The sequence below is a fragment of the Halalkalibacter flavus genome (assembly GCF_036663575.1).
Classification (GTDB): Bacteria; Bacillota; Bacilli; order Bacillales; family Bacillaceae_D; genus Halalkalibacter; species Halalkalibacter flavus.
Genome location: NZ_JAWRVK010000021.1, coordinates 65680 through 83802 on the forward strand (window position 1 = coordinate 65680; position 18123 = coordinate 83802).

Sequence of the window (18123 nt, forward strand, 5' to 3'; positions counted from 1 at the left end):
CCTTCAAGATTACACCGATATTAGATCACGATGTAGTTTCTATGGCTACTACGGTTATTGATCAAATGAAGAACGAATTTATGGATGAAACGAATGCACCGAGGGTCATTATTGGAATGGCGAAAGAAGGTTTTCATGTTGTGGATATCAATATGGGCTGTCCTGCACCTAATGTGGTATCAAACGGGAAGGGATGCGGTCTGTGTGATCCGTCGTCCAGACGTTGCAGCAGAGTTGATTCATGCAGCGAAAGCAGGGGATTGATCGGAACCAGGAGCTAACTACTATAATTGAAGAAACGAACATAATGAGATAAAAAGAGGACAATATGGGGTTGTTATTATTTACTAGTGGTAACAGGTAATATTGCTTATTTTTACTCGTAGTAGACAATTACTGTGCAACAAATGACTTCAGCTTCGGGTGACATTGTGAATAAATGTACTTAAGCTAAACGAAGCGGTTTAGTGGAAGATGTTTTCAGTAAGTCATTAATTTGAAATAAAATATATACGAACCATTAAAGGAGTAAATAACGAATTAGTACAAAGTATTACACGTATATATAGAAAGGAGGGTTAAATAAGGAGGGATAATATGGCAAATCCGATAGTTGAGAGGTCATTAGACGAAATCCGATTTTGGTCTAGGATTATGAAAGAACATGCCTTATTTTTAAGCTTGGGTTTTACTTATGAACAGACACAACTTATCGATGAAGCCCAACAGTTTATTTCATTGTTCGAAAGTATTGAAGAAAGGTTAGCTAGATTTACCGTAAATTCAGATTTACGTCAAGTTCAAGCCTTTAATAGTGAGGTTTACCAAGCTGCAGCAGCAATATGGGGCTACAAACGAAAAGTTTTAGGCTTAACTTTAAGTTGCCAAATCCGTCATAACAATTTCCCTTTGTTAGTTGATCATATAAGTAGAGAGGCAGCATATTTTGCTAATCGTTTAAAAGAACTGAATGAAGGGAAGTTTGCCCCAGAACCAGATACTGTGATAGAAGAAAATGTATTTTTATTGAAAATTATGGCAGACCATGCTAAGTTTATAGGTCATCTTTTAGACCCTTCGGAAAGAAAATTAGTAGAACAAGCTAGGGAATTTAGTCATGATTTTGACCAATTAGTTTTTCAAGCTATTGATTTAGATTCTATGCGACCTGAATCCGAAACTAAACCAATACTTGGTCAATTTTTAGACCAGAATAAAGTATCAGTTGCTTCATTGAGAGATTTTAAGAAAACAGCTAGAGAGTTAATTGAAGCATGTCGTATAAAGAGTAATATCCATCCCCTTTTGGCTGACCATACTTTTAGAGAAGCTGAGAGATTTTTAGAAATTATAGATTTATTTGAAGCAAGTTTGAAAAGAACATGATTCTCTGCTAACAGATGCCTTAATGTTAAACAAGAACTTTCATTAATAACTGGATCTTTTGCTGCACAGTACAACGATACTGTTCAATAGAAATTGATATTCCACAACTGTCGTGATTGCGGAAGACAAAAGCCTAATTCCTCTTTAACGATAAGGAGGATTAGGCTTTTTCACTTAAAACCGTTGACTTTCTTCTATTGGTAAACATGTTGACAATAAGTGGTAAATTCCGTGGAAAGTGCTGGTAAACCATGACAGAGATGGTGCATTCTTGTGGATGTAATTACTAGGGAAGCGCGCGAACCACCCCTGTGCTTCCAAATTGATAGTTGTTTTTTCCGTTTTTTTGACAAGATACATGGCGGCATCTGCTTTCTTTATTAAAGTATGTTCATCTTCTCCATCAAAGGGGTATAGACTTATACCGATACACTTGGAGAAATGAAAACTTCATTCTCATTTAATATATTGATAGGAGATGATAATTTCTTAATAATTCGCTTAACTACAGCTTCAATATCTTCTTTCTTAACATCATCTAGTAAAATCATAAATTCATCCCCACCATGACGGCAGACCACATCATTTGCGCGAGCGCTTTCATTCAACCGTTTAGCTATTTCTATTAATAAACGGTCGCCCGCATTATGTCCAAATGTATCATTTACTTGTTTAAAATGATCAATATCTATATACATAGGTGCGAATTGAGTATTATTTCGTTTAGAATATGATAATGATTTTTCTACGAATTTACTAAACAATGGGCGATTGGGCAAGTTTGTTAGATTATCATGGAAGGCCATGTGTTGAATTTTTTCTTCTGCCTTTTTACGATCCGTAATATCATAGGAGAAAATATTTACTTTTTTCACTTCGTTTTCAGCTGTAAATATAGGAGTAAAATGGGCAGCTACCCAAATAATCTCACCATCGCCTCGAATGATTCGGTGTTCACTAATAAAAGTTTCACGCTTTTTTTCTGCATATATCATTTTCTCGATTTCTTCAACTTTTGGAAGATCAAATGGATGAATCATCTCTTTCCATAATAACGGGTATTGATTGAAATCTTTTTCTATATAACCATATAGCTTTTCAGTACCTAACGACAATTTAAAATTCCCTAGTTTTAAATCCACCGAAGCATGAAACCTTAAAATTGATTCACTTTATAAAACTATTTTACTACATAATAGGATTATTTTCGTGGAAATGTGTTAATTCAATCCGGAAATAGTAGGTTTTCCCCTCCATTTTAAGGACAATTGAACCTAATTAATCCCACTTGCCTTACATTTTGCAATTGTGATTTTTAAATAAAACTTAAATATAGATAAGTTACATTGAAACAAAGGTGTCTTATTGGCTTTAATGATAGGATTTAAACGAGAGTGGATTGTATTTCTTTTTTTCTTGCATATCGATTATATAAGTTGCTAATTGTTGAATACCGAGATGTATCTTACATTCATTTACTTGTGAAATGCTCAGTCGAATTGTTGCTTGTTGTTTGTCTTCAGCTAAGTACATTCTAGATGCGTTGTCTATATAAATATGTTTTTCATGTAATAGGTAAATCAATTTATCGACATCTATATGGGAAGGCAAAAAGATGGTGAGATAAAAACCACTTTTTGGTTTTGTAAATTGTACATAGTTCGGTAAATACAATGAACAAGCTTCTAATAATGTATTCATTTTTTTTATGTACAATTTTTTTACGCTTTCTAAATGATATTGAAACATCCCGTTCTTTAAATAGATTTCTAATGCTCCTTGTGAAAGTGGTGATGTATTGAAATCAGAGCTAAATTTATAGTGAATGAAGGATGGAATCATTTTTTCAGGTAGTACAACAGTAGCGATACGTAGTCCCGGTAAAAATACTTTCGAAAAACTCTTAACATAAATGACTCTTCCGTTGGGTTCGTACGCAAACAAAGGGTCTGCTTTTGAATCCGTATCTAATTCTGCTAAGTAATCATCTTCTACAATGTATACATCGTATTTTTCTGCAAGAGCAACGATTTTTTTCTTTTCTTCATTTGTGTAATGATGCCCTAGTGGATTGTGGCATCTTGGGATGATGTAAAAGAATTTAATATCATTGGTTCGAAACAAATTCTCAAGCCTTTCAAAATCAATACCCTCCATTGTTAATTCAATTCCTAACGTTGTAATCTGATTTAACCGTAAGGAATCTATCATACCAAAGTAGGTAGGCTGCTCAATTAATACATTCTTTTTTCCATTTGGAAATGGCATGACGGACAGAATATGAAGAGCTTGTTGTGATCCAGAAGTGATGACAAGTCGATCAGGTTTTGTGAATACTTGTAAATGTTGTAAATACTTCGTAAGCTCCGTTCGTAAAGAAATTAGTCCCTGTTGCTCACTATAAGTAAATAATTGCTCTTTATAATGGTCAATTGCTTGATTAATACAATGCTGAAAGTCTTCATAAGGCATGATACGTTTATCTGGACCTGCAGATAAAAAATCAATATCATTTTCATGTGTAATAGGTGTTTGATAATAATCAACAACGTAATAGCCACTTTTTGGTTTTGCATAGACAATATGCTGTTTTTCCAATTCAAGTAATGCCTTTACAACCGTATTTTTACTACATTGAAATTGTTCAGCGAGCAGCCGAATCGATGGTAATTTATCTCCTGTTTTTAACTTCTCATTCTCAATTTGTTGTTTCACCCATTTTAAAATGCCACTATATTTTGTTGTCATATATATTCTCCTTAATTATCTGTCCCATGACAGATGGGGGATTCTCTTGTTTTAAAAAGAGTTGATATTCATTACAATCATGTTTAATTAGCTTAATCCTTTTAACTATGATTATGGGATATTTTTTTATGCCTGTGAAGGGGGATATAGATGGAGAATAATATTAAAAGAGGAATGCTACTAGGCTTTATTGGCATAATTTGTTTTAGTCTTACATTACCAGCAACAAGTATCGCTGTCCCTTATTTTGGTGCGACAGTTGTTGGGTTAAGTAGGACAGTTATTGCAGCAATAATCGTAAGTATCATTTTTATCATAAAAAAGGAACCATTACCTAATAAAAGACAATTTATAAGCTTAGTTATTGTTGCTGTAGGTGCTGTACTTGCCTTTCCGTTATTAACAACATTTGCAATGAAATCATTGCCTGTATCTCATGGTGCAATAGAGCTGGCTTTACTACCACTTGCGACAGCTGGTTTTGCTATGTGGCGTGGAGGTGAGCGACCTTCGAAACGCTATTGGATTTCGAGTATTACGGGTGCTATGACAGTGCTTATTTATGCCGTATATTTAGGTTTAGGTCAATTACAAAAAGGAGATATTGCACTAATTGTAGCGGTCTTATTACTTGGATTAAGTTATGCAGAAGGTGGAAAACTATCAAATGAGCTTGGTAGTTGGCAAGTTATTGCTTGGGCTATATTAATTGGCGCCCCGTTTTTTATTATTCCTGTTGGCTTCAGCATATCAGCTAATATGTTACAAGCGCCTATCGAAGCTTGGATTAGTTTGTTCTATTTAGGTGTTGTAAGTCAATTTTTAGCTTATGTTGCATGGTATGGTGGGATGTCTTTAGGAGGGATTGCAAGAGTTGGGCAAATTCAGTACTTACAGCCCTTTTTAATGATTGGATTTTCTGTATTATTCTTAGGAGAATCAATTACATGGCTAACGTTTGTTTTAGCGATTGTTGTTGTGATATGCGTAATGATTGGAAAAAATGCACCTGTGATAAAGAAGGAGTCACATCATAAAAATAGTGTAATTAGAAGAGATGACTTTTTTTTATAAGAGGCACAATTTACGATTATTCGCCTTCTGAAATAAAGTATGATTAATAGTCCCAATTTTGATCAAACTTTGTTCAAAATAGGAGATGTAATTTATTGTTAATATCAGCGTTTGCTACACAGTACATTCAATAGAACAAAATGGGGAAGCGGGGACGGACCTACCCTTCCAAATCAGTTACAATTCTGTAATAAACGAAATGGAAGACCCGTCCCCATGCTTCAAATTAAGGAAGTATGTTTCCTGCGGAACGATAGATGCTATACCATTCTTCACGGGTGAGGTGGACATCGCTAGCTTTTATACAATCTACTAATCGGCCTTCATTCATCGTTCCGACTACAGGCTGCATGTTCGCAGGGTGGCGCAGCAGCCACGCAATAGCAATCGTTGTATTTGATACCTCATATTTTGCAGCAACCTCATCAATTTTTTTGTTCAATTCCGGGAACTTTTCGTTTCCGAGGAATACGCCTTCAAAAAAGCCATACTGGAAAGGTGACCAAGGCTGGATTGTAATATCCTTTAACCTGCAGTAATCAAGCACACTACCATCGCGATTGACTGCAGCTTCATTTTCCATATTGACATTGATCCCACTAGAAATCATCGTTGTGTTTGTAATACTTAATTGAAGCTGGTTAGCAACGATCGGTTGTTTTATGTATTTGCTTAAAAGCTCCATCTGCATCGGATTCTGATTGGAAACTCCGAAATGTCTTACTTTTCCTGAACTTTCGAGAAAATCGAAGGCTTCTGCAACCTCTTCAGGCTCCATGAGTGCGTCCGGACGATGAAGAAGGAATACATCCAAATAATCTGTTTTCAAACGCTTTAGGATTTTGTCAACGGAATTTAAAATATGTTCCTTGGAAAAATCGAACGTGCCTACATCTGGTCGAATACCGCATTTAGACTGGAGAATCAACTTTTCCCGGACATCATCATTCATGCGAACAGCGTCAGCAAATATTTCCTCACATTTACCTGCACCATAAATATCAGCATGCTCAAAAAAGTTTGCACCATTTTCTAATGCTGTCTGTACAAAGCTTTCTGCCTCTTTTTTATCGAGTGAATCAATCCGCATACAACCTACTGCAACAACAGGTACTTGTAAATCACTAGTTCCAAGCTTAATTGTTCTCATCCTTCTCGTCTCCTTTTGAAAAATAATTGGTCGTTTTTCTATGTGAATAATGGAACTAATTTAATTATATCAATATTTATCGTGGGTGTCTTTCTTTCAGTGTGCCGGCCTCCACTAGTGGACTGGGAGTCAGCAAATTATTTGGGAATGAAATGCTATTATAAAATGGAAGATTAATGGGCTTAACGTTACAACCAGAGGAAGTACAACGAGTGAAGTGGGCGACAAAAGAAGAAATCTTAATGAAGATCGACCAAGAAATATTTATTCCATACCATAAGAGTTTAGTAGAATTAATAGTTGATATGAGAAAACACATGGGGAGTCATAGGAAACCTTGGGCTATGGTCCCCCGTTTTTTTAAAGCGTTAGTGGATTGGGGGACTGGCGCTGTTTCACACTACAACGTTTCTACCGGTATAATATCTGAAATGAGCGGTGAGTTTATTGAAAAAAAACAATACAAGTCAGTAACTCCATTTTGTAGTTTGCAATTTTGAATGACAAAGCCTTCATACCCCTGACGAATAAGGCTGTTACGAAATTTCTCATTGGCTTCCACCATATTTAAAAGGATAGCCTCATCTTTCCAGGTAAAGTTTCTTTTTCCGGCATGAATATATTCACAATACTTGTCACGTTCATTCATAAACAACTCATATGAATCCCCGGTGTTAGAATCATATATTTTAAGGTTTAATTCATCTATAAATATTTTGTAAATAAAGCCAGTTACCGTTTTTTCAACTTGAATAACTTTAGGTGCTCCATCTTCCCAAAATTCCGTTTCTGACTTTTGATAAACCGTCTCCGTTCCAATTGCATAAGGTTTAGCAGAATGAATATCAGATGTAAGCCAAAATCCAATTGTACCAATAACGTTATTGACGTTTTGAACCTTTTCCTCACTAGTAAAATCTTCAATTTTATTCAAAGTACCAAAATAAGCGATCATTTTCATACCTCCTATTTTTAGATTATCCAATACTGAGTTAATCATTTATGGATAAGTTAATTAAAAATGTCAGAAACACTTTGGGTCTACCGCGCAGGCACCGCTTGTTACACCACCTCATACATACAGAAACGCCAGCGTATTATCAACGCTTTTCGCATTTCGTTAGATCTACAGGAAGAACATTCTTATGAATAGAAAAAACATATGATTTCAAAAAGGGGATAAACTGAAGAAAGAATTAAGAAAGGAGATGTGAAATATGACCAAAAAATATAATAAAGGCAGCCGTAATCAAAATGCACCAGAATTACACGGAAAAGTTCCGGCTAGCGGTGATAACAATAAAGGGAATAAAAGGAAATAAAGGTTGAAAGGCGGAAACACATAGTTTTAGCAATTTGAATTGGAGTGGAATCTAAATATAGATTTTTCTCTTTTGAGCATCAAGGGGGAGTGACCAGGCACTCCCCAAAAAGTTAACTTTTTTGGTGAAGAAATGAGGGGAATCAGAGCGCTGGAGTAGCCAATCTAAAACCGCTATTGTTATCGATATCTACTTTTTATCTGCAAGAACTAATAAATCTTTTTATGAAAAGTCATCTTTTTTAAAAATCCTCCTAACGAAATTCAACTTAGCTTTATATATACAGTGTGAAGACATACATACGATAGGAGGATGTTCATATGGCTAAATTCCGTATGATTCAAACAGGGTTCTGGAATGATCCAAAAGTGATGGAAGAGATGACACCGGAGGATAAGTTCTTTTTTATGTATCTTCTCACCAATCCGCAAGTGACTCAGATTGGCATCTACCGGATTACGAAGAAACAAGTGGCTTTTGAAACAGGCTTCTCCGTTGAAACGGTGCAGCTGTTATTTGAGCGTTTTTTGCACCAGCATGAACTTATTCGTTATGCTGAAACAAGGGAGCTTGCGATCAAGAACTGGGGCAAGCACAACCTTGGGCGCGGAGGCAAACCAATGCTTGATTGTATTCGGAAGGAACTCGAGGGAGTCAAGGATTGTTCTCTTATTGAGAGGCAAAAACGCTGGGATTATGCAGAAGGAATTTTGAAAAAATGGTCGAATCATAACTTAACGACCATCCAAGCCATTGAAGCCAACGAAACCCACTTCCAGAAGCGACAAACGCGAACCTCCCCAACGGATCTACTTGAACGAGTGAAACGAGGTGATTTTTCATGACAAATGAGGAAGCAGCCGAAGTTCTCCTAACGATCCACGAAATCTATCCATCCTACGAAATCACGGAACGGAAAATAAAAATCCTTGTCCCAGTCTTACTGCAAATGGATCTTGCTGGGGTTCTGAAACGGTTGAATGAATATATTATGACCAACCCTTGGCCACCAACGATTTCAGATATTGCCTCTTCCACTTCAGGAAAACGAAGTGTTGAGAAAAACGCAGGAGTATGAAAAACGAGCCTCTGAGAATCCCCCAACGAAAGAGCAAATCGAAGAATTCCACAAACGATTCAAGCAGCTTGGATTAACGGAGGCAGAAGATGAGTGAGCACGCATTTTATGCTGAACACGCTGTTATTGGAGCCATCTTCTTTGATCCCGAGCTTATTAAAGAATGCAGTCTACAGGAAGAACATTTCTACGAAGCCCGCCATAAGATCATCTTTCAAGCGATGCGAGCATTAGAACGGTCCGAAACTCCTTCAGATATCGTATCTGTCGTTACCGTGTTACGCGATGTCCTCGAATCGATTGGGGGAGTGGCGTACCTATCTGATCTGATCTGATCTGATGAATGCCGTCGCTACAACTATCAACTTTAAACACTACGAAGAACTGATCCTCGAACATGAAGCGGTCGGCCATGAAGCTCACCGAACAATTTCACAATGAAGCAAATGATGAGACCATCGATACTCTGATCACGGAGCTCCAACAAATACAGGAGCTGACGGTTAAGAAACAACACCGGACGAAAATAGAGATGCTTGCTGATGTAGTTGAAACGTTGCACGAACCAACTGAAGGTCTTAGGAGAAGACCAAGTGGCATCATCGATCTCGATAAAATGACAGGAGGCTGGCAAAAGCAGGACCTGATCATTGTCGCTGCGAGACCTTCTGTCGGAAAAACGGCGTTTGCCTTGCACATGGGTGCTGTTAACTGCCGCAGGGGAGGAGATGGAAATCATCGACAATCCGAGTATCAAAGTCTCTGAAATTCGTTCTAAACTAAGCGAAATCAAACGTCGATACCCAAACCGCGACCAACTTGTAATCATTGATTACCTCCAGCTCATCCAGCCTTCTAGCAAACGAGGAGAAAACCGCCAACAAGAAGTGTCTTCAATCTCACGTTCCCTAAAAGCAATGGCAAGAGAGCTCGACGTCCCGATTATAGCCCTTTCGCAGCTATCAAGGAAGGTTGAAGCCCGCCAAGAGAAACGGCCAATGATGTCGGACATTCGAGAATCGGGAAGCATTGAGCAGGATGCGGACATTGTTGCCTTTTTGTACCGCGTTGATTATTACGACAATGAAACGGACGGGCGAAACAAAATTGAAATCATTGTCGCAAAGCAACGGAATGGACCTGTTGGGACGGTGGAGGCCTTGTTTGAGAAGGAAAATGGAAGGTTTGTGAATCTAGCAAAAGCATAGCTTCTGAGAAAGAATAAAAAGGAGGTAGGCATATGGGAGAAGTCCATCAATTAAAAGTAGCGTAAGATATGTCATTGTTGAAAAAGAAAATGCGGGAATACGAGTTGAAGAATGAATTACTAGCAAGAGAGAATCAGTTGCTGAAGCAGCAGGTTCGGGTGTTGAAGGGGAGGTATGGTGCAAAATGGAAGATAGAATGGTGTTAAAAATACTTCAAATTGACCCTTGAAAAATTTCACACTTCAACACAGCAAAGACACATCTAGGTATCATCGTGAAGTTGAATTGGCAAGTAAATGCAGCAAACTGAAAAGTAACCTAGTTAAATTTCAATTTTTATCGTTGCAGATTTGCACGTAAGTACAAGTATTATAATTGAAGTTTAAAAGATATTCAGCTTTTCCCCCCCTCGCTATCCACAAGATTTACTAATCTAACATCGTAATTCGGACGCAGAATTAAATCATTTACGAGCAGACTATATCCATGAATACTGTTTTCTCATTGTCCAAATGACCAGCTTCGGCTATGATTAAGATATGATAGGCGAGTGGAGGGACATGTAGTGGAGTACAAAAAAATTCGCACACGTAAAATATATGAAGAAGTGACGGAAAGCCTTGTCGACATGGTTAAGCGCGGTGATTTTCGTCCTGGAGACAAGCTTGATTCCGTTGAACAGCTTGCTGAGAACTTTCAGGTCGGGCGCTCGGCGATTCGGGAAGCTCTTAGTGCGCTCAGAGCAATGGGGCTTGTTGAGATGAGACAAGGGGAAGGGACATACATTAGGGAGTTTGATCCTGAACTGTTGACTTTACCGATAAATGCCGCTTTTTTAATGAAAGTAGAAGATGTGAAAAACTTACTTGAAGTAAGAAAAATACTTGAAGTCGGTGCTGCCGAGGCTGCGGCAAGAAAGCGTACAGCTGAAGACTTAGAAAGCATTGCGCAGATTCTTGTTGAGATGGATCGGATCAGCGGCAATGAAGAGCTTGGCGAAAAAAACGATTTCGATTTTCATATGGCGATTGCTAAAGCTTCACAAAATACGTTACTAATGAGTTTAATGAATAATGTGGCTGAGATGATGGTAATCACGATGAGAGAAACGCGTCGGCTATGGCTTTATTCAGAACAATCGACTTGGGAGCGCTTAAATCAGGAGCACCAATTAATTTTTGAAGCGATCAAAAACGAAGATGGTACGCTCGCCCAACAGCGTATGCTTAATCACCTTGTTGGGGTTGAAGATGTATTAATGAAATACTTGGAAAAAGATCATAATTAAGAAAGAAATGCGCGGATTTCGCGCTTTTTTTATTGAATTTAGAAAATTTCTTGCTGTGTCAATACCAATTTGAAAAATATCATTGAATTTTTCTAGGAGTTTTTTTGAATTTTTTATTGAAATATGAAAGCGCTTTACATATAATAAGGTCATCTGGTCATCAGATGACTTGCTCAGGCGGGGAATTATCAATTGGGGGGAGCGATTATGAGTATTGGAACACTAGCTTTTTTAGCAACAATTCCGATTCTATCCGTGTTTTTATTTTTAGTTGTTTTGCGGTGGCCTGCTAAAAGAGCGATGCCGATTGCCTTGTTAGTTACAGTGGTCATGGCGGTGTCGGTATGGGGGGTTGCCGGAAATCAAGTCGGTGTAGCAGTAATGAAAGGTGTTGTCACAGCACTTGAGGTGTCATTAATTGTATTTGGAGCGATACTATTACTGAATACATTGAAAGAGAGTGGTGCTGTTCATACGATTCGTCAAGGATTTATGAGTATCTCACCTGACCGTCGTGTTCAGGCAATTATTGTGGCATGGCTGTTTGGTTCATTCCTTGAAGGAGCCGCGGGTTGGGGAGCTCCTGCAACAATTGTTGGGCCACTTCTAGTAGCGATTGGTTTTCCAGCGATGGGAGCGGTTATGATTGCGTTACTGCTTCAATCAACACCCGTATCATATGGTGCGGTTGGGACGCCGATTTTAGTCGGAGTGAATTCAGGATTAAAAGATGTGCCTCTTGTTGATAAATATGTCGCTGATCTTGGTATTTCTTATGATGCCTACATTAATGCGATCGGTGGACAAGTTGCCATTTTCCATGGGATTATCGGAATTTTCATCCCATTATTCATGGTAACAATGCTGACGTATTTCTTCGGTAAAAATAAATCATTACGAGAAGGATTGGCAGTTTGGAAGTTTGCGGTATTCGCTGGAGTTGCCTTTACACTTCCATACGCACTCGTTGCGAATCTGTTAGGACCAGAGTTTCCATCGTTAATTGGTGGCTTAGTTGGACTAGCGATTGTAATTCCAGCTGCAAAACGCGGTTTCTTAATGCCAAAGGATGTTTGGGATTTTGATAAAAAAGAAAACTGGGATTCTGAATGGACGGGTAAATTAAAAATAAATGAAGATGAAAAGCCAGCTCGTAAAATCTCAACACTTTCAGCATGGATGCCTTATATTTTAGTAGCTGTACTGTTAGTCGTAACGCGTGTCGCTTACTTGCCGTTTAGCACGTGGCTGAAGTCGTGGGAGTTAAAAGCAGAAAATCTATTTGGTACAACCATTACGGTGGCATCAGCACCATTAAACATACCAGGTACCATTTTTATTCTTGTAGCGATGATTGTTTTCTTTATGCACCATATGAAAGTGGAACAATTTGCGCGTGCAGCGAGTGATTCGTTTAAGACTGTTGCTAGTGCAATTGTAGCATTAATTTTTTCCATACCTATGGTTCAAGTGTTTATCAACTCGGGTGTGAACAGTTCGGGATACGACAGCATGCCAATCGTACTTGCTGAAGGGATTTCTACAATTTTCGGAGCAAACTGGCCGTTAGTTGCCCCAACAATCGGTGCGATCGGTGCCTTTATTGCAGGAAGTAATACGGTTAGTAATATGATGTTTGGATTGTTCCAGTTTGGTGTTGCTGATAATATCGGTGTGAACCCAGCGGTTATTGTTGCTCTGCAAGCAGTCGGTGGTGCGGCAGGAAATATGATCTGTGTGCATAACGTTGTAGCAGCGTCAGCGGCAGTTGGTTTAATCGGAAAAGAAGGGCGTTTAATTCGAAAATTATTGATACCAATGACGTACTACGTTATTTTCGCCGGCGGACTTGGCTTTGTTTGGTTGAATGGCTTTGGTCTCAATGCGGGGACGTTTGTCCTTGCTGCAGTTGCGATTTTTATTGTGTTCATGATTAGTAAAGGTAGAAGTAAAAACAATACAATAAAAGAAAAAAAACATTCGGCGTAGTTCAGAACTAGAGCTCCACATGGTGTGGGGCTTTGGCTATTTTTTGTTTTCGGTCATCAGATGACCTGTTGAATAAAGTGTGACTTACTTTTAAAGTTAAAATAAAGAAACGATAATATATTAGAATATCGATTATGGATAGATACGGGAGGAGAATCATAGATGAAAGTTTCCTTATTTGTTACGTGCTTAGTTGATATGTTTCAATCCGATGTTGGTATGGACACAGTCGAGTTACTAGAGCGTTTAGGCTGTGAAGTTGACTTTCCAGAAGGACAAACGTGCTGTGGTCAACCAGCATATAACAGCGGTTATTTAAAAGAATCAAAGGAATCAATAAAGCATATGATAAATGTTTTTGAAAAATCTGAGTATGTGGTAACACCGTCTGGATCATGTGGGACGATGTTTCATGAGTATCCGGAAATTTTTGCCGGAGACCCTGTATGGGAGCCGAAAGCAAAAGCACTTGCTGCTAAAACGTTTGAGCTTACACAGTTTATTGTTGATGTGCTAAAAGTTGAAGATGTTGGTGCCTCACTACCAGCACGTGGAACGTATCATACATCATGTCATATGACTCGTCTCTTAGGGGTAAAGGAGGCGCCTATGACGTTACTGGAAAATGTAAAAGGGCTGGAATTTACGGATCTTCCAGATAAACATAATTGCTGCGGCTTTGGTGGAACGTTTTCGGTGAAAATGTCGCATATATCCGAGCAGATGGTTGATGAAAAAGTAAGATGTGTCGAATCAACCAAAGCAGATATTTTAATAGGTGCAGATGCGGGCTGTTTAATGAACATCGGCGGTCGAATGAGCAGAACAGGAAAACCGATTGAAGTGATGCATATTGCCACTGTGTTAAATAGTCGCAAGTAGAAGGGATGGGTAAGTAAAATGGGAATGAAGATAGGTACAGCAGAATTTAAAGAGCGTGTTGATCAAGGGCTTTCAGATTCATTTATGCGCGGCGCAGTATCAGCGGCTCAAGGGCGTTTGCGGGACGGGCGCTTAAACGCAGCGGAAGAGCTTGGCAATTGGGAGGAATGGCGCAATCATGGTGAAGAGATTCGTAAGCATACGCTTGAAAATCTTGATTACTACCTTGAAATGTTAGCAGAAAATGTGTCAAAGCGCGGCGGTCATGTGTTCTTTGCGCAAACAGCGGAAGAAGCAAATGAGTACATTACAAATGTCGTTAAAAAGAAAAATGCGAAAAAAATTGTGAAATCAAAATCAATGGTAACCGAAGAAATCAGCATGAACGAAGCACTTGAAAAAATCGGCTGTGATGTCGTTGAGTCAGATCTCGGTGAGTGGATTTTACAAGTCGATGACCATGATCCACCTTCGCACATTGTTGCACCAGCTCTGCACAAAAATAAAGAGCAGATTCGTGAGGTGTTTCGTGATAAATTAGGCTATAAACATACTGAGAAGCCTGAGGAGTTGGCGCTTTTTGCGAGAGAGCAGCTTCGTAAAGAATTTTTAGCTGCAGAGGTTGGAATTACAGGCTGTAACTTTGCGATTGCTGATTCGGGAACAGTGACGCTAGTTACGAATGAAGGAAATGCGCGAATGGCAACGACGCTTCCGAAAACACAGATAACCGTAATGGGAATAGAACGAATTGTTCCATCGTGGGAAGAGATGGAAGTGTTAGTCAGTTTATTAACCCGGGCAGCTGTTGGTCAAAAGCTAACAAGTTATATTACGGCATTAACTGGAACCAAGGGTGAGGGCGATGTTGACGGACCTGAAGAGTTCCACCTTGTGATTGTTGATAATGGGCGTTCGAAAATATTAGGGACAGAATTCCAAGAAGCATTACACTGCATCCGTTGTGCAGCATGCATTAACGTATGTCCTGTTTACCGTCATGTTGGCGGCCACTCATACGGCTCAATTTATCCAGGGCCAATTGGTGCGGTTCTGTCACCGCTTCTAGGTGGCTATGACGAGTACAAAGAACTGCCGTATGCATCGACACTTTGTGGAGCTTGTACAGAAGCGTGTCCGGTGAAAATCCCACTACACGAACTGTTAATTAAGCACCGTCAGAATATAGTTGAAAAAGAAGGAAAAGCACCAGTATTTGAAAACCTTTCAATGAAAGCATTCCGAATGGGGACAGCAAACCCGGCGATGTATAATATCGGCACAAGGCTCGCACCAAAGATTATGAAACCATTTGTGAAGCAAGAAAAAATTTCTGATGGTCCTGGTCCATTGAAAAACTGGACATCAATTCGTGATTTCCCAGCACCAAGTAATGAGAGATTTAGAGACTGGTTTAAAAATCGCAAGAAGGAGGCGAGAAAGTGATGACAAAAGGAACGGTAACCAATCAAGAATCATTTCTTAATCATATCGCAAAAAGCCTTGGCCGCCCGAGAACTTCCGGTAAGTTTGAAAAACCAGTGTGGCAGCATCAACCGCAGCAAGAAGTGTTTAAAGGCTACACTCAAGATGAGCTTGTTGAAGCATTAAAGTTACAAGGCAAGAGAATTCACACTGAGGTTATTAAGACAACGGTGAAGGATTTGCCGCATGCGCTCGAAAGCATTGTCATGGGCTTTGGTGGTCAATCGGTAATCACTTGGGATGATCCACGTTTTGAAGAATTTGGCTTAACGATGCTTTTAGAGGAGGGGCTGCCGGCGAAACAAGTTGATGTGCATATCTGGGATACTAAGCTTGGTGAGAAAAATATCGAGATAGCGGAAAGAGCGAATGTCGGGATTACGTTTAGTGATAAAACGCTAGCCGAATCAGGGACGGTTGTTCTTTTTAGTGGAGAAGGCAAAGGGCGTGCAGTCAGTTTACTGCCGGCAACATACATCGCTATTATTCCAAAAAGTACGATTGTACCGCGAATGACGCAGGTTGCTGAATCTGTTCATCAGGGGAATCAAAATGGTGAGGCAGTTGCACCATGTGTTAACTTCATTTCCGGCCCAAGTAATAGTGCCGATATTGAGATGAACTTAATCGTCGGAGTTCACGGTCCGATTAAAGCAACGTATATTATTGTTGATGATAAATAATGGGGAGGGGCGCGGTGACTAGGTACCTCGTCCCACTTTAGCGGTTATCATCGTCTCAAGCGGACTCACACGTTCCGTTATCTGTGAGTTTTATTGACTGATCCTCCCGCAATATTTACAGCATTTGTTTTTATCTAATCGGCCATCTTTTGAATTTGGTTTTGGTCATTTGAATTACTCATCTTACATTCTCCTTTCTAAAACCCCTTTCTTACTAGCATTTTCTAAACGACATTTTTATACTTGATCAATCAGCTTCTTTTGGAGTACGGCGGTAATTGGTGTGGAATACTTTTTGTTTTGGAGGGCCGAACTTCAGTTTTTGATGAAATGAGGTTTCGTTTGTTCTAATGACAGACTCTTTAGTTGCTCAAGTCTTACTGTGCCGAATCCAGATTATTTTTTTGGGATGGTAATAAGGAAATTCTCTAGTTGTGGATAAAACCGAATGGTAGCATGTCCTGTACTTTCGGTTTTTCTCCTAATCTGTAACTAAATTCAAATAGCTGTTCTAGATAGGAAGAAACTTGACGGAGACATAAATTTTCATAAATGACCTGATATTGATGAAAGAATGAGGATCGGTAAACTATATTGAAGTTATGTCAAAATGCCGCTCCTTTCTCGTTTTAGGATTAATCCTATTATTCCCTAATAGGGCTGGAGAGACGATCATGAGTGAGTTGAGCAGAGGAATCTTTTGCTTCTTTCGTGTTTTCTAACTAGAAGGAAGCACAAAACCGTTTCGGTAGGTCAGTTTTTTACGCATTGGGAAGGAGAGAAATTGTTATTTGTTTGGACAAAGAAAGAAAATGGAAAGCTTCCATATATAAAAAGTTAAAGTCTTCTTTGTTTTTTAGGATTAAGTTTTAAAATAGAGAACTGTGGTAAAGTGTAGTAGTGCTAATCACTGTTGCTATTTGTGTCGAATTATGATAAATTATTAAATCTAGCCTCAAAAATTAATTTCAAATTAACTATTGCGTAGAATTATTATTTGTGATATATTATTTTTTGTCGCCGTGAACTGATTGATTGATTCGGTGGTGAATGCAAAAAAAACTTTAAAAAAGCTGTTGCGTAGAACGAAATATTATGTTATGATAATGAATGTCGCTGATGAAACAGCGGTTAACGAGTTCTTTGAAAACTGAACAAAAGCCAAGCGAATTAAAAGAGATTTAATATCTCGTCAAAGAAATTTACCCGATAGGGCAAATTTCATCCTTAATTTATTGCATTGCTAGCGTGATGCAAATTGAGCTAATCAGCTTACCATTTTTATGGAGAGTTTGATCCTGGCTCAGGACGAACGCTGGCGGCGTGCCTAATACATGCAAGTCGAGCGGACTGATTAAGAGCTTGCTCTTATGACGTTAGCGGCGGACGGGTGAGTAACACGTGGGCAACCTGCCCTGTAGATTGGGATAACACCGAGAAATCGGTGCTAATACCGGGTAACATCTGAGATCATATGATCTCAGGTTAAAAGATGGCTCCGGCTATCACTACAGGATGGGCCCGCGGCGCATTAGCTAGTTGGTAAGGTAACGGCTTACCAAGGCGACGATGCGTAGCCGACCTGAGAGGGTGATCGGCCACACTGGGACTGAGACACGGCCCAGACTCCTACGGGAGGCAGCAGTAGGGAATCTTCCGCAATGGACGAAAGTCTGACGGAGCAACGCCGCGTGAGTGATGAAGGGTTTCGGCTCGTAAAGCTCTGTTGTTAGGGAAGAACAAGTATCGTTCAAATAGGGCGGTACCTTGACGGTACCTAACCAGAAAGCCACGGCTAACTACGTGCCAGCAGCCGCGGTAATACGTAGG

At 39.2% G+C, this 18123-nt stretch carries 14 protein-coding genes, 1 rRNA gene and 2 pseudogenes; 13 read left to right on the top strand and 4 right to left on the bottom strand.

Annotated features, from left to right (window positions below; translation table 11 throughout):
• Window positions 1-110: 110 nt before the first annotated feature.
• A pseudogene (locus SAY88_RS14780) lies at window positions 111-258 on the top strand (tRNA-dihydrouridine synthase); the annotation flags it as partial.
• Between the two features lie 339 nt (window positions 259-597).
• A complete protein-coding gene (locus tag SAY88_RS14785) occupies window positions 598-1386 on the top strand; it encodes a DUF2935 domain-containing protein (protein ID WP_332632577.1) in 789 nt (262 codons plus the stop codon).
• Window positions 1387-1805: 419 nt separating this feature from the next.
• Here SAY88_RS14785 and SAY88_RS14790 read toward each other — a convergent pair whose 3' ends face one another.
• A complete protein-coding gene (locus SAY88_RS14790; RefSeq protein WP_332632578.1) occupies window positions 1806-2528 on the bottom strand; it encodes a sensor domain-containing diguanylate cyclase in 723 nt (240 codons plus the stop codon).
• Window positions 2529-2757: 229 nt separating this feature from the next.
• Window positions 2758-4134, bottom strand: a complete 1377-nt coding sequence (locus SAY88_RS14795; protein WP_332632579.1) for an aminotransferase-like domain-containing protein — start codon at window positions 4132-4134, stop codon at window positions 2758-2760.
• 150 nt (window positions 4135-4284) lie between these two features.
• Here SAY88_RS14795 and SAY88_RS14800 point away from each other — a divergent pair, with 150 nt between their 5' ends.
• Window positions 4285-5208 carry a DMT family transporter gene (locus SAY88_RS14800; RefSeq protein WP_332632580.1) on the top strand — a complete coding sequence of 308 codons (924 nt, stop codon included), beginning with the start codon at window positions 4285-4287 and terminating at the stop codon, window positions 5206-5208.
• 226 nt (window positions 5209-5434) lie between these two features.
• Here SAY88_RS14800 and SAY88_RS14805 read toward each other — a convergent pair whose 3' ends face one another.
• Entirely contained in the window at window positions 5435-6358 is a 924-nt protein-coding gene (locus tag SAY88_RS14805; RefSeq protein WP_332632581.1) for an aldo/keto reductase, read from the bottom strand.
• Between the two features lie 400 nt (window positions 6359-6758).
• Window positions 6759-7313, bottom strand: a complete 555-nt coding sequence (locus tag SAY88_RS14810; protein ID WP_332632582.1) for a hypothetical protein — start codon at window positions 7311-7313, stop codon at window positions 6759-6761.
• A gap of 687 nt (window positions 7314-8000) precedes the next feature.
• Between SAY88_RS14810 and SAY88_RS14815 the strand changes: the two genes are divergently transcribed.
• The 10 genes and pseudogenes from SAY88_RS14815 to SAY88_RS14860 form a co-directional block, all read left to right on the top strand.
• Window positions 8001-8525 (top strand): DnaD domain protein, encoded by a 525-nt coding sequence (locus SAY88_RS14815; protein ID WP_431308880.1) that lies wholly within the window; start codon window positions 8001-8003, stop codon window positions 8523-8525.
• Complete coding sequence (locus tag SAY88_RS14820) at window positions 8522-8758, top strand: replicative helicase loader/inhibitor (protein ID WP_332632583.1); 237 nt, start codon at window positions 8522-8524, stop codon at window positions 8756-8758. The genes SAY88_RS14815 and SAY88_RS14820 overlap by 4 nt, the downstream gene beginning before the upstream one ends.
• 89 nt (window positions 8759-8847) lie before the next feature.
• Complete coding sequence (locus tag SAY88_RS14825; RefSeq protein ID WP_332632585.1) at window positions 8848-9093, top strand: DnaB-like helicase N-terminal domain-containing protein; 246 nt, start codon at window positions 8848-8850, stop codon at window positions 9091-9093.
• 206 nt (window positions 9094-9299) lie between these two features.
• A pseudogene (locus SAY88_RS14830) lies at window positions 9300-9966 on the top strand (DnaB-like helicase C-terminal domain-containing protein); the annotation flags it as partial.
• Between the two features lie 565 nt (window positions 9967-10531).
• Complete coding sequence (locus tag SAY88_RS14835) at window positions 10532-11254, top strand: FadR/GntR family transcriptional regulator (RefSeq protein WP_332632588.1); 723 nt, start codon at window positions 10532-10534, stop codon at window positions 11252-11254.
• A gap of 207 nt (window positions 11255-11461) precedes the next feature.
• Entirely contained in the window at window positions 11462-13243 is a 1782-nt protein-coding gene (locus tag SAY88_RS14840) for an L-lactate permease (protein WP_332632590.1), read from the top strand.
• Window positions 13244-13405: 162 nt separating this feature from the next.
• Window positions 13406-14125 (top strand): (Fe-S)-binding protein, encoded by a 720-nt coding sequence (locus SAY88_RS14845; protein ID WP_332632593.1) that lies wholly within the window; start codon window positions 13406-13408, stop codon window positions 14123-14125.
• Between the two features lie 18 nt (window positions 14126-14143).
• Window positions 14144-15571, top strand: a complete 1428-nt coding sequence (locus SAY88_RS14850) for a LutB/LldF family L-lactate oxidation iron-sulfur protein (protein ID WP_332632596.1) — start codon at window positions 14144-14146, stop codon at window positions 15569-15571.
• Window positions 15571-16293 (top strand): LutC/YkgG family protein, encoded by a 723-nt coding sequence (locus tag SAY88_RS14855; RefSeq protein WP_332632601.1) that lies wholly within the window; start codon window positions 15571-15573, stop codon window positions 16291-16293. The genes SAY88_RS14850 and SAY88_RS14855 overlap by 1 nt, the downstream gene beginning before the upstream one ends.
• Before the next feature lie 1280 nt (window positions 16294-17573).
• Window positions 17574-18123: ribosomal RNA gene (locus tag SAY88_RS14860) — 16S ribosomal RNA — on the top strand; the annotation flags it as partial.